At 76.4% G+C, this 12,881-nt stretch carries 8 protein-coding genes; 2 read left to right on the top strand and 6 right to left on the bottom strand.

Going from position 1 to position 12,881, the window contains the following annotated elements; genetic code table 11:
• Positions 1-111 precede the first annotated feature (111 nt).
• Positions 112-3,213 (top strand): BTAD domain-containing putative transcriptional regulator, encoded by a 3,102-nt coding sequence (locus ACFYUV_RS13485; protein WP_387668458.1) that lies wholly within the window; start codon positions 112-114, stop codon positions 3,211-3,213.
• 106 nt (positions 3,214-3,319) lie between these two features.
• Here ACFYUV_RS13485 and ACFYUV_RS13480 read toward each other — a convergent pair whose 3' ends face one another.
• The 5 genes from ACFYUV_RS13480 to ACFYUV_RS13460 form a co-directional block, all read right to left on the bottom strand.
• Positions 3,320-4,294 (bottom strand): hypothetical protein, encoded by a 975-nt coding sequence (locus tag ACFYUV_RS13480; RefSeq protein WP_387668455.1) that lies wholly within the window; start codon positions 4,292-4,294, stop codon positions 3,320-3,322.
• Positions 4,294-5,694: a phenylacetate--CoA ligase family protein gene (locus tag ACFYUV_RS13475; protein ID WP_387668453.1), complete on the bottom strand. Its 1,401-nt coding sequence runs from the start codon at positions 5,692-5,694 to the stop codon at positions 4,294-4,296. Before ACFYUV_RS13475 ends, ACFYUV_RS13480 begins: the two co-directional genes overlap by 1 nt.
• A gap of 253 nt (positions 5,695-5,947) precedes the next feature.
• Positions 5,948-7,327, bottom strand: a complete 1,380-nt coding sequence (locus ACFYUV_RS13470) for an FAD-dependent monooxygenase (protein ID WP_387668450.1) — start codon at positions 7,325-7,327, stop codon at positions 5,948-5,950.
• A gap of 54 nt (positions 7,328-7,381) precedes the next feature.
• The gene (locus ACFYUV_RS13465; protein ID WP_387668448.1) at positions 7,382-10,495 is read right to left on the bottom strand and encodes a hypothetical protein; all 3,114 of its coding nucleotides are present in this window, start codon (positions 10,493-10,495) and stop codon (positions 7,382-7,384) included.
• Positions 10,496-10,610: 115 nt separating this feature from the next.
• On the bottom strand, positions 10,611-11,393 hold the full coding sequence (locus tag ACFYUV_RS13460; protein WP_387668446.1) for an SAM-dependent methyltransferase: 783 nt from the start codon (positions 11,391-11,393) through the stop codon (positions 10,611-10,613).
• A 98-nt stretch (positions 11,394-11,491) separates the two neighbouring features.
• Here ACFYUV_RS13460 and ACFYUV_RS13455 point away from each other — a divergent pair, with 98 nt between their 5' ends.
• Entirely contained in the window at positions 11,492-12,271 is a 780-nt protein-coding gene (locus ACFYUV_RS13455) for a hypothetical protein (protein ID WP_387668443.1), read from the top strand.
• A 9-nt stretch (positions 12,272-12,280) separates the two neighbouring features.
• Here ACFYUV_RS13455 and ACFYUV_RS13450 read toward each other — a convergent pair whose 3' ends face one another.
• Positions 12,281-12,880 (bottom strand): TetR/AcrR family transcriptional regulator, encoded by a 600-nt coding sequence (locus tag ACFYUV_RS13450; RefSeq protein ID WP_387668441.1) that lies wholly within the window; start codon positions 12,878-12,880, stop codon positions 12,281-12,283.
• Position 12,881 lies beyond the last annotated feature (1 nt).

Genomic DNA, 12,881 nt, shown 5'->3' with positions numbered 1-12,881 from the left:
CCGCGCCGGATCAGGTCAGGGTCCCTCACCCGGGATTGTCAAAACGCCGTCGCGGGGGATGTACTGCCGTCCGGAAAGCCGATCTTTCGGTCCGGCCACGAGGGAGGCACGGTGGACTTCGCGATCCTCGGCACGATCCGGGTCAACGGCCCCGGCGGGCGGGTGCACCTGAGCCGCAAGCAGCGGGCCGTGCTCGGCGTCCTGCTGCTCCACCCGAACGCGACCGTCTCCAGAAAGCGCCTGATCTCCGCCGTCTGGGACGATCCGCCGCGCTCTGCCCTGGCCAACATCCAGACCTACGTCCACCAGCTCCGGCGGTCCCTGGCGGGCGGCGGCCTGCTGGTGCGCACCGAGGGCTCGGGCTACGTCTGCGAGGTCCCGCCGGGCAGCCTGGACCTGCTGGTGTTCGAGGACACGCTGAGGCTGGCCCGGCGGGAGCGGGCGGCGGGCGACCTGGCCGCGGCCGAGCGCGCCTACGCCGAGGCCGTCGCCCTGTGGCGCGGCGCGCCCGCCGAGGACGTGCCGCTCACCGGCGCGATGGCCCCCCGGCTCCTCGAACTGGAGGAACGCCTCGCGGTCGCCCGGTCGGAGTGGATCGACGCCCGGCTCGCCCTCCGGCAGGACGACCTCGTCGCCGAGCTGCGCGCCCTCATCGCCGCCCACCCGCTGCGCGAGCGGCTGTGGGAGCAGCTCGTGATCGCCCTGCACCGCGGCGGGCGGCGGGACGAGGCGCTGGAGGCCTTCCGCGAGGCCCGCGAGCTGCTGGTCGCCGAGCTGGGCCTGGAACCCGGCCCCGAGCTGCGCCGCCTGCACGCCGCGCTGCTGGCCGGCGATCCCGACCTCGACCGGCCGCCGGGGGCGACCGCGGCGGCCGATCCGCGCTTCCCGGCGGCCGGGCCGGCCGACCAGTGGCCCGGGGCGGCCGTGCCGCTACAGGCGTTGTGCCAGCTTCCCGCCGACACCGCCGACTTCGTCGGCCGGGAGCCGGAGATCGCCGAGCTGCTGCCGCTGTTACGGGCGCGGCCGGACCGGCTCAGCCCGCCGATCGCGATCCTGTCGGGCCTGCCCGGCATCGGCAAGACCACGCTCGCCGTGCACCTGGCCCACCTGCTGCGCGCCGACTACCCGGGCGGCCAGCTCTTCGTCCGGCTCGGCCAGGACGCCCGCGGCCCGCGCGACCCCGGCGAGCTGCTCGACGTGCTGCTGCGCTCCCTCGGCCTGGACGGCGCCATGATCCCCGCCTCGGCCGAGGAACGCGCCGGGCTGCTCCGCCAGCGGCTGGCCGACCAGGCGGTGCTGGTCGTCCTCGACGACGCCGTGGACGAGGCGCAGCTCCGCCACCTGCTGCCGGGCACGCCGCGCGGCGCGGTCCTGGTGACCTCCCGCTCGCCGCTGCCCGCGCTGGAGGGCGCCGTCCGGATCCGGCTCGACCTCCCCGGCGAGCGGGACGCCCGGCTGCTGCTCGAACGCGTGGCCGGCCGCGACCGGATCGGCGCCGCGCCGGACGCCGCCGAGGAGATCCTGCGCTCCTGCGGCCGGCTGCCGCTGGCGCTCAGGGTCGCCGGCGCCCGCCTGGCCATCCGCCCGGTCTGGCCGGTACGCGAGCTGGCCACCCGCCTGGCCGGCCACGACCTGGACGAGCTGGTCGTCGGCGGCCTCGACGTCCGGGCGACGTTCGAGCCGGGCTACGCGGCGCTGCCGGAGTGGGCCAGGCACGCCTTCCGCCTGCTCGGGCTGGCCGGGCTGGACAGCGTCGCCGAGTGGACCACCGCCGCCCTGCTCGGCCTGCCCGCGCGGGAGGCCGACGCCGTCCTGGAGACGCTGGTCGCGCGCGGCATGCTCACCTCCACCGAGATCGACGCCGCCGGTCAGCCCCGCTACCGGCTGCACGACCTGCTGCGCGTCTACGCCAGGGAACGCGCCGAGGCTGAGGAGCCCGCCGGGCAGCGGCACGCCGCGCTGACCCGGCTCGCGCTGGAAAGCCTCCGCAGGACCAGGGCCGCCGCCCGCGGCCTGCCCATTCCACTGTCCCCGCCCTACGAACGCGGAGACCCCGGCCCCGGCACGCCCGCCGACCCGGCTTCCGGCACGACTGCCGACCCGGCTTCCGGCACGACTGCCGACACGCCCGCCGGCACGGTGTGGTTGTCGGCCGAGCGGCGCACGCTGGTGCTCGCCGTCACCACCGCCGCCGAGCTGGGGCAGGTCGCCACCGCCGCGGAGCTGGCCCACCACCTGACCGGCTACCTGACGATGGAACGTTTCCTGACCGACGCCGAGCGCGTCCAGCACGCGGTGATCGCGGCGGCCACCGCGGCGGGCGACGAGCGCACGGCCCTGCGGTCCAGGCTGCTGCTGGTCAACATGGACATCGAGCGGGGCCGCTACCCGGCCGCCGACGCGGCGTGCGGGGAGCTGCTGGCCGCCTTCGAGCGGGTCGGCGACCCGCACGGGGCCGCGTACGCGCTGATCAGCCGGGCCGCCGACCGCCACGGCTCGGGCCGGCTGGACGAGGCGCTGGCCGACGCGTACGCGGCGATCGAGCTGCTGGCCGCGCACTACGACGCCGCCGGCCTGGCCTACGCCTGGACGTGGCCGATCTGGATCCATATCGAACGCGGCGAGCACGAGCAGGCCGTCAAGATCGCCCGTGCCCGGCTGGCGGAGACCGGCGAGGAGGACCACGGCACCCGCGGCAACCTGCTGCGCGCCCTCGGCACCGCCTGCTACCAGGCGGGCGAGACGGCCGAGGCGGTCGCGTGCTACCGCGAGAGCCTGCTGACCGCCCAGGCCGTCGGCGACCGGGTCGAGATGAGCAAGGTGCTGCGCAGGCTCGGCGAGGCACTGGGCGCGCTCGGCCGGTTCGAGGAGGCGGCCGAGACGCTGGCGGCGAGCCTGCGGCTGTTCGTGGAGTGCGGCGACGTCCTGGGCGAGGCGCTGAGCGGGCACGCACTCGGCGTCGTCCGGCTGCGCCAGGGCGACCCGCGCGAGGCGCTGCGGCACCTGGCCGCCGCGCTGGACCGGCTCGGCCGCGACGGCCCGCAGGTGTGGCGGGCCCGCACGCTCACGGAGATGGGCCGGGCCCACGCCCGCCTCGGACGGCACGAGGAGGCGGCCACGGCCTGGCGGCAGGCCCTGCCCCTGTTCGGCGACACCCCGGAGGGCCGCCAGGTCGCCGCCTACCTGAAGGACCACCCCCGCGACAAGCCGTGACGGTCACCGTCCGGCGAGCCGCAACGGTCGCCTCTCCGGCCAGCCGTGACGGTCAGCCTCCCGGCCGCCGTGACGATCACCTCCGGGCCGGGCGCGGGCCTGTGGCTCAGTCCTGGAGCCATCGCACGACCGGGGTGCCGGTCGCGCCTGCCAGCCGGGCCTCGCGGCGGGCCTGGCCCGGGGTGGCGCCCTCGCCGACGAGCGCGCCGCCGTCGTCCAGCGCGGCCCACACCCCCTCCGGCGCGCCGGCCGGGACGTCCAGCGCCAGGTTCACCGCGGGCCGGACCGGCGCGGGCGTGCGCCGGGCCGACCACCGCCGCCAGTACAGCCACTGGACGAGGATCAGCGGGCCGAGCGCGGTCAGCAGCGGGATCGGCCGCCCGCCGCCCAGCACGACGGCGATGGAGACCGCCAGCAGCACCGCCTCCAGCCCCGCCGCCCACCAGGCGGCCGCCTTCCCGTACGCCCGGACCGCCACCGCCGGCCAGAGCGACAACATCAGGCAGTCCCCGAGGCCGATCAGCGAGGGGTTCTCGCCGTAGGAGGTGGCCAGCACGGGAGCGAACGGCAGCCCCTGCATGCGCTGCACGAAGTCGAGGGTCAGCGAGGACAGCCCGGTGGCCAGCGTGTCGTAGCCGGTGAGCGCCACCGCCAGCGCGGCCACCTGGCCGGGCGTGACCGCCGCCTGCACCCACAGGTTCACCGCCCCGACGACGAGCAGCATCAGCAGCACGTCGTTGACCACCAGCACCCCCGCCGGCCATCCGGCGAGGTGGACGGCCACGTCGGCGGCGCACAGCAGCAGCACCGCCGCCGTCGCCCACCGGCCGCCCAGCACGGGCGCGAGCGTGAGCTGCCCCAGCGTCAGCACCACCAGCCCGAAGACCGACACCACGACGCCGGTCGGCAGGTGCAGGTACGCGAACGGCATCACCACCAGCGCGACGACCATGACCGCGATGTCGGAGCCCACCATCCGGCCGACCGGCGGCCTGGCCATGACGTAGCGGCCCAGGTAGGCGGCGGTCAGCGCGACGGTCAGGGCGACGAGCGCGTACAGCGCCGGCACGTACGGGGTCATCACAGTCCTCGCTCGAAGCTGAGCTCCAGCAGGTCGGCGCGGAGCCGGCAGGGGGTGGGCAGGTCGTCGGCGGTCTCGACCAGGACGATGCCGTCCAGGGGCAGCCCGTGCGCCCGCTCCTCCAGGCGGCCGAGCAGGCCCGCGTCGGACTTGCCGGCCACGACGTACAGCAGGGAGCCCTCCAGCGACCAGCGCGTGGGCAGCGGCAGCGCGTGCTCGGCCTGCAGCACGTCCAGGACGTCGCGCGTGGTGAGCCCGCCGGGCGACACCCGCCCGAGCACGCGCGAGGTCGCGGGCAGCGCGGCCAGCGCGCACGACGGCTGCTCGTCCGCGCGCAGGACCCTGACCAGGTCGCCGGTGACGTACCGGAGCAGCAGGGTGGTGTCGCGGTAGGTGGAGTACGGGGTGACCACGATGGTGCCGACGGCCCCCGGCTCGGCGGGCCGCAGGGTGACGGGGTCGAGGATCTCGACCAGCCCCTGGTCGGCCGGCAGGTGCAGGTGGCCGTCGGCGCAGACCCGGCCGCCCACGGGCGCGATCTCGGTCATGGAGTAGCCGTCGCGGACCTGCGCGCCGAACGTGTGCTCCGCGCGCACGCGCAGCGCGTCGGTCAGCACCTCGCCGCCCGACCAGATCGTGCTCAGGCCGAAGTCGCCGGCCTGCCAGCCGCCCCGCTCGGCCTCCTGGACCAGGGCCCCCAGGTAGGAGGCGGTCACGTTGAGCTGGGTGATCTGCGGGTGTTTGCCCGGCACGTGCATCGGGGTGGCCAGCCGGTCGAGCGCGACGGCCGGATCGACCGCGCCCAGGTGCACGAACGCGGCCCCGGTCCGCGTGACGGCCCGCTCGGTGAGGATCTGGGCGATGGACCGCGAGCTGATCGCGTTGGCCCACAGGTCGGCGGAGCGCAGGTTGCCGGCGAGCATGAGCGCCAGCGCCGACATCGAGGACATCAGCTCGATCTCGTACGCCGAGAACCACACCATGGTCGGCGTCCCGGTCGTCCCCGTCGTGTGCGCGAGCACGACCGGGCGGGCGCGGTCGGAGACGAACGCGGCGGGCATGCCGCGCAGGTCGGCCTTGGACGTGGGCGGGATCGTGGACAGCGTCGCGGGCGTGATCGAGCCGGGGTCCACGCCGTTCGTCTCGAACCAGCGCCGGTAGTAGGGGCTCTCGGCGGCCGCGTGGCGGACCGTGCGCCGCAGCCGCCGCCGGGTCAGGTCCTCCTGGAGCTCGGGGTCGCTGCCCGCGAGCATGTCGTCGGCGCCCTCGCCCGGGGACCCGAACGTCTCCAGGGTCACGCGCATGTCGTCGGCCAGCGCGTTCACGTCCCGCAGGCGGAACCTGCGGCCCGACATCATCGACCAGGCATAACCGAGCTGGCGTACCGCGGTGCCGAACACGCCTCGTCCTTCCGCTCGTGTGGGGGGTGGCCCCCCGGGAGACGCGGTCCCCCGGGGGTGCACGCGAGGGTGATCAGCCGTTCAGCACGAAGATGGCGGTGGACAGGGCGCTGACGGCGTACTTGGCGTAACGGCGAGCGGTCTTGACCATGAGGATCTCCCTGGTTGCTCGGGGCGCACGGGTGGCGCCCGCTGAGATCCAAGGATGTGCGGGGGCGCAAGAGAGCCACTACAGGTTCACTACAGAGGGCCCTCACACCAGCGTCAGGTAGTGGGCCAGCTCGGCGGCGGAGTCCGTGGCGATCCCGACGTGGCCGTCCGGGCGCACGAGCGTGTGCCGCGCCCCGCCGTACGGCTCGGCCGGCGCGTACGCCACCACCTGCGGGCCGCCCGGCACGTGGGGCGCTGGGTCCGGCGACAGCAGCGTGAAGTGCGGGCCGCGCAGCAGGTCGAACAGGCGCGCCCGGGAGCCGCCGGCCAGCCGCAGCGGCCCGTCGGGCATCCGCTCACCGCCCGCGCGGGCCAGCGAGCCGCCCCGGTAGCCGACCCGGAGCTGGTAGGTCTCCTCGTCCCGCTTGTACGACTTCCGGTCGTGCAGGTCCGTGCTGAGGCCGAGCACGCGGGCGGCGACCGGGCGGCGCTCCTCCTCGTAGGTGTCCAGCAGCGACGCCGGCCCGCCCGTCAGCGCGCGGGCCAGCTTCCAGCCCAGGTTGTAGGCGTCCTGGACGCCGGTGTTGAGCCCCTGGCCGCCCGCCGGGGAGTGCACGTGGGCGGCGTCCCCGGCCAGCAGCACGCGTCCGGCGCGGTAGGCGTCGGCCAGGCGGATGTTGACCCGGTAGAGCGAGGACCACAGCAGCTCGGTGACGCGGGCCGCGCGCAGCATCGAGCGTTCGGCGAAGAGCCGCTGGAAGCCGGCCAGGGTCAGGTCCGGCGTCGCGCCCGGCCTGAGCGGGGCCATGAACTGGAAGGCGTCGGTGCCGGCCATGGGATGGAGGGCGACCATCCCCCTGCCCGGCCGCACCCAGGCGTGGATGTGCTCGCGGTCCAGCCCCTCGACGCGCACGTCCCCGAGGACCATGCGCTCCTCCTCGCGGGTCTGGCCGGTGAACCCGATGCCGAGCGCCTTGCGCACCGTGCTCCTGCCGCCGTCGGCGGCGACCAGGTAGCGGGCCCGCAGCGTCGTCCCGGTGCCGAGCCGGGCCGTCACGCCGTCCGCGTCCTGCTCGAAGCCGGTCAGCTCGGCGCCGTGCTCGACCGCGCCGCCCAGCTCGGCCAGCCGTTCCCGCAGCAGCGCCTCGGTGCGCCACTGCGGGTGCATGCGCACCGTCGGGTACGGCACCTGCTCGCTCGCCGCCGCCGGCCGGTGCATGCGGCCCCGGTAGACCGGCAGCCGCCCGATCCTGACCCGGATCGGCGGGTAGGGCGTCGTCCCGGCCAGGACCCGGTCGACGATCCCGAGGTCGTCGAAGATCTCCAGCGTGCGCGGCTGGAGGCCCTTGCCCTTCGAGCCCGCCGAGGGCGCCGCCGCCCGCTCGACGACGCGGTGGGCGATCCCGCGCCGGGCCAGCTCCACGGCGAGGGTGAGGCCGGTGGGCCCGGCGCCGACGATGAGCACGTCCGTCTTGTCCGTCATGGGAGGACCGTGCCAGGAGCCGCTGCCAGATCTCTGTCAGCGCCCTGCCGGGGGTCACGAGCAGGGCGGACGGTAGGGCAGGTCGTCGAAGTAGCGCCGCCACTCGGCCCGGGTGAGCGGCATCCCGGCGGCCTCGCAGACGCGGCCGGCCACCGACTCCGGCCGCAGGTCCCACAACCGCAGATCGTGCCCGGCGGCCGAGACGAGGGTGTGGTCGTCGGCGTACAGGACGGTCCCGAGGTCGGGGTGGGACAGCTCGGCGACCGGCCGGCGGGAGCGCAGGTCCCACAGGCGGGTGGTGCGGGAGGCGTCCGTGGTGGCCAGGGCGGCGCCGTCGGGGCTGAACCCGGCGACCAGGACGGTGCCGCCGTGCCCGCGCAGGACCGCCGGACGGGGGGCGCGGCCCGGGTCGGCGATCCGCCAGACGCGGGCGGTCCGGTCGTGGCCGGTGCTGACCAGCACGTCGCCCTTCGGGCCGAAGCGCACGCCGGCCACCGCGTCGGCGTGCTCCTCGTGGTGGGCGACCTGGTCGAGGGCGCGGCGGCGCACGTCCCACAGCCGTACGCCGCGGTCGGCGCCGCCGCTGGCCAGCAGGCCGCCGCCGGGGCTGAAGTCGAGCGCGCCGACGTCGCCGAAGCCGTCGCGGGCGGCCAGGCGGCGCGGCGGGCCGGTGACGTCCCAGAGCAGCAGCCGGCCGCCGTGGTCGCCGGTGGCCAGGACGCGTCCGTCGGGGCTGAGCGCGGCGACCGCGAGGCCGCGCACCGGCAGCCGGACGTGCCGGGCCGGGCGGTAGGGGTCGCGGATGTCCCACACGGTCACGGCCACGCCGCGCTCGACGGTGGCCAGGCGGCGGCCGTCGCCGCTCAGCGCCGGAGCGGCGGCTGCTGGAACGTTCCAGCGTGACAGCAGCACGCGGTGGCGGGGATCGCGGACGTCCCACAGAGCGCCGCCGCGCGCGCCGGTCGTGGCCATGAGCGTCCGGTCCCGGCTCAGGACCAGCCCGGTCACCGGGTCGGGCACGCGCACCGGATGGCGCCACTGGTAGAAGGCGCCGGCCGCCGACCCGGTGGCCAGCGCCTGGCCGTCGGCGGTGAAGGCGAGGCCGAGCACGCGGTCGGGGTGCGGGAACGAGGTGACCTCCGCGCGGGTCGCGACGCTCCACAGCCGGACCGCGCGGTCGTCGCCGGCGGCGGCCAGGACGGTGCCGTCCGGGCTGAAGGCCAGGGCGCCGGCGGGGTCGCCGTACCGGACGGGCCGGTCGCAGCGGCGGGCGCGCAGGAGGCAGAGCCAGGTGCCGCGGGCGGGCGCCGACCAGGCCAGCGCGCCGCCGTCGGGGCTGATCGCGAGCGCGGCGGGGCCGTCCTGGAGGCCGGTCGCGATCGTGTCCGCGGGGGAGGCGGGCCGCGCCGGGTCCCACAGGCGCACGCTGCCGTCGTCGTGGCCGGTGACCACCGTGTCGTCGCCGACGGCGAAGCGGGTGACCTGGGCGGAGGCGCGCACCGGGGGCAGGGCGACCGGACGGCCGGCGAGCCGCCAGCGCCGGACGCCGTGCGCGGCGGCGGCCAGCACCGTGCGGCCGTCCGGCGTGAACGCCGCCGTCGCCGCGCCGGGCAGGGCGGCGACGTGCCGGGGGCGGGCGGGGTCCACGACGTTCCACACCTCGACCCCTTGCCCGGTGGCCGCCAGCAGGACGCGGTCCCCGCCGGACGGCCGGAAGGCGAGCGCGCCGACCGGCCCGGCGGCCCGCGGCAGGGTGGCCAGCGGGGTGCGGCGGCGCGAGTCGGTGGCGTCCCACAGCTCGACCACGCCGTTGTCGGCGCCGGTCGCGAGCAGGGCGTGGTCCTGGCTGTAGGCGATCGCCCGCAGCCGGTCGCCGGCCGAGCGCAGGCGGGTGGCGTACGGCTCGGCGGTGTCGAGCAGCGTGCCGCGGGTGCCCGGGGTGTCGGCCAGGCCCTGGGCGGCCACCGCCACCTGCATCGCCAGCGCCGGGTCCGTGGCCCGCAGCGCCCGCGCCTGTACGGCGGCCCGCTCGGCGAGCGCGGTGACGCGGGCGGCGCTCGCCCGGCCGCTCTTCTGCCACGCCAGCCCCGCGCCCGCCCCGGCGACCACCACCAGCACCACCAGCGCCACGACCAGCCCGCGCACCCTCCGCCCGACCGGGCACCCCCTGCCGCCCCCACCGAAGCCGGAGGAGAGTGCCGCGGGCCCCCCGCCAGAGGCGGAACCCGCCGCCTCCGGGCCAGGAGAGTGCCCAACGGGCTGCCCCAGCGGAGGGGGCTCCTGCCGGTCAAGGGAGGGGAGAGCGGGTTTCTTCCGGCCGAGGGAGAGCAGAGCGGGTTTCTCCCGGTCGGGGGAGGGGGAAGCGGGCGCGGGGCCGGGGGGGAGGGGTGGTGCGGTGGCGTGCCGGTAGGCGGCGTGGGTGAGTGTGTCGCCGTCGCGGCGGTGCCAGGTGGCGCGCATCGCGTGTGACAGGCGCGGCAGCGCGTCGGCCGCCGCCGGGGCGTCGTCGCGGACGCCCAGGTCGTGCAGGATCGTCTCGGCCAGCCCCGGCTCCAGGGACAGCCCGGCGGCCCGGGCCGGTTCGGTGATCGCGCGGCGCAGTTCGTCGCCGGTCATCGGGCCGAGCGGCAGCGACCGCGTCCGCAGCGCCTCGACCAGCGGCGGAAACCCCAGGCACCGTTCGTAGCAGCCGGCCCGCATCCCGATCACCACCGGCAGCCCGCCCGCCGCGAGTGCGCACAGCTCCTCGACGTACGCCTTGCCCCCGGATCCCGCCCGAGCCGTGAACAGCTCCTCGAACCGGTCGACCACCAGCAGCGCGCACTCCTCCACCGGCCGCCCCCCGCCCCGGACCGGCGAGCCGGGCGTACGCCACAACACCCCGGCGCGACCCCGCTCCGTCGCCGCCGCCGGCGAACCCGCCAGGACGGCCGGCACCAGCCCGGCGGCCAGCACCGACGTCTTGCCCGACCCCGCCGCCCCGGCCAGCACCACGGGATGGGCGGCGCGCGGCTCCCCCAGCAGCCCCACCAGCTCGGACACGACCCGCTCGCGCCCGAAGAACCACCTGGCCTCCCCGGTCGTGAACGGCCCCGGCGGCCAGGGGCACGGATCCCGCGCGCACCGGTCCCGCTCGCTCCCCAGCCCCGCGCCGAGCCCGTCGTCCATCCCGCTCCCGTCACTCGGTGAAGTTGATCGGGGACTCAGGGTACGCGGGCCCGCCAGGCGGCGTACGCCGGTCGGCAAGGCGGCATCGCCCGGACCGGCGCGAAGCCGGGGACGGTCAGCGCTTGCGGCCGACGCCCGCGCAGTAGACGGCCTCGCGGTCGGCGTACAGCGTCTCGGGGACGGGACGCCAGCGCGGCAGCGGCACCACGCCCGGCGCCAGCAGCTCCAGCCCGTCGAAGAAGCTCGTGACCTCCTCAAGGCTGCGCAGCGTCATGGGCGCCCCGCCGCTCTCGTTCCAGTGCCGCACGCCCTCTTCGAGCCGCCTGCCGACCACGCCGTGCGAGATGGCCAGGTGGCTGCCCGGCGCCATCGGCTCCAGCAGCTCGGCGATGATCGAGCGGGCCTGGCCGGTGTCGGGGAGGAAGTCCACGACGCCGAGCAGGGTCAGCCCGATCGGCCGGTCGAAGTCGAGGTGCTCTGCGGCGGCGGCCAGGATCTTGCCGGGCTCGCGCAGGTCGGCGTCCACGAAGGCGGTCGTCCCCGCGGGCGCGGCCCGCAGCAGCGCCCGCGCGTGGGCCAGGACCATGGGGTCGTTGTCGACGTACACGACGTGACTGTCCGGGGCCACCGACTGGGCGACCTGGTGGGTGTTGTCCGCGGTGGGGATGCCGGTGCCGATGTCCAGGAACTGCCGGATGCCCGCCTCCCCGGCCATGTACCGCACCGCGCGGCCGAGGAACTCCCTGTTCGTACGGGCCAGCACCGGCAGGTCGGGCACGGCGGCGAGGATCTGCTCGCTCACCATCCGGTCGATCTCGTAATTGTCCTTGCCGCCCAGCCACAGGTCGTAGATACGGGCGGGGCTCGGAACATCGGTGTTCAGCGAACGTTCGCTCATCGCGACGCCTTCCGGACGAAAGGGGCTACGCAGGAGATCGTAGCCCCAAGATCCCTATAGCGGGCCACGTCCGGGCGGCCGGGCCTAGGCTTCCGGGGATGATCCACTTACCTCCCGCCCGAGCCAGGGCCGACGTGCACGTCACCTGTCACCAGATCGTGGTCGGCGAGCCGGGCCGCGCCCATCCGGGAACCGTCCCCAACGGACTGACCGCCTCGGCGCCCGGCGCCGCCGTGATCCGGACGGGCATCCACACCGGCGTCGTGGACGTGACCGTACGGCTGGCCGAGACCGCCCCGCCCCTCGACCCCGAGGGCTGGGACGAGAGCGAGGAGGTGGAGCTCGTCACCTTCACCGGCGAGGTGCGCCTGTCCGGCATGACGCACTCCCCGCCGGACGCCCAGCGCGGCCGCAAGGCGTCGGGCCGGGACGAGCGGCCCGCGCTGCCGCATCCGGTACGGGTCACGGTGGGGACCGCCGACCACCGGATCCGGATCGTCAACCCCTTCCAGGACACCGCCGTCCCGCCGCCGCTGCCGGACGGGCTGGTCGCCGCCGCCCCCGACTCGCTGCTCATCCGTACGGCCAAGCGCGCCGGACGCGTCGGCCTGCACGTGAACTGGCAGGACGGCCCGCCCGTGGCGGCCGCCCGAGGCTGGGAGGAGAGCGAGGAGGTCGAGTTCGTCACCACCACCGGAGTGATGCGCGTGCAGGGCGTCGCCGACGAGCCGATCGACCTGACGCCCCAGGGCGCCGGGCGGTACGGCCTGCGCGTCCACGGCCGTCGCCGGGACCGGCCGACGCCGTCGAACCAGCCGTCGGAGGCGTACCTGCTGGTCGTGTGGCCCATCGCCCTGGGGGCGGCCGCGGCCCGGTGAGGCGGGGGTTCAGAGCAGGCGGCGCTGGACGGCGTCGGCGATGGCCGTGGTGACGATCCACTCGACGACGGCGGCGTCGGGCGGGTCGTCCTCGCGGCCGGCGAACAGCAGGTGGGCGCTGCCGATCAGGGTGAGCGCGAGGGCGTCGACGTCGGCGTCGACCGCGATGCGGCCCATCTCGCGCTCGGCGGCGAGGTAGCCGGCGATCATGGTCGTGGCCTCGCCGAGCAGCGGGAGGCCGGCCGACCCGGCCTGGCGCAGGCGGGCCCGCAGGCCGTCGCGGGAGATGACGAGGCTGACGACGGCCACGGCGACCGAGCCGAACAGCTCCAGCAGCGCGAGCGTGAGGTTCCCCGCGACGGTGCCGGTGCCCGCGCTCGCCCGCAGAGCGGCGGACTGGGCCTCGACGCGGCGGATGCGGTCGGTCACCAGCTCGGCGAGGAAGGCGTCGAAGTCGGCGAAGTGGCGGTGGAGCACGCCCTTGGCGCAGCCCGCCTCGGTGGTGACCGCGCGGCTGGTCAGGGCGTTGGGCCCGTCGCGGAGCAGGATGCGCTCGGCGGCGTCGAAGAGCTGTTCGCGCACGTCGCGGAGGGCTATGCCGGTGGGCACC

Source organism: Nonomuraea sp. NPDC003560 (genome assembly GCF_042878785.1).
GTDB lineage: Bacteria > Actinomycetota > Actinomycetes > Streptosporangiales > Streptosporangiaceae > Nonomuraea.
Note: the sequence above shows the minus strand (reverse complement) of the source record. Positions and strands in the feature narration are given on the sequence as shown.

Bases quoted from the DNA above. Each gene is read 5' to 3' on its own strand.
- ACFYUV_RS13465 (WP_387668448.1), bottom strand. From the start codon at position 10,495: ATGGACGACGGGCTCGGCGCGGGGCTGGGGAGCGAGCGGGACCGGTGC.
- ACFYUV_RS13470 (WP_387668450.1), bottom strand. From the start codon at position 7,327: ATGACGGACAAGACGGACGTGCTCATCGTCGGCGCCGGGCCCACCGGC.
- ACFYUV_RS13480 (WP_387668455.1), bottom strand. From the start codon at position 4,294: ATGACCCCGTACGTGCCGGCGCTGTACGCGCTCGTCGCCCTGACCGTC.
- ACFYUV_RS13455 (WP_387668443.1), top strand. From the start codon at position 11,492: ATGATCCACTTACCTCCCGCCCGAGCCAGGGCCGACGTGCACGTCACC.
- ACFYUV_RS13460 (WP_387668446.1), bottom strand. From the start codon at position 11,393: ATGAGCGAACGTTCGCTGAACACCGATGTTCCGAGCCCCGCCCGTATC.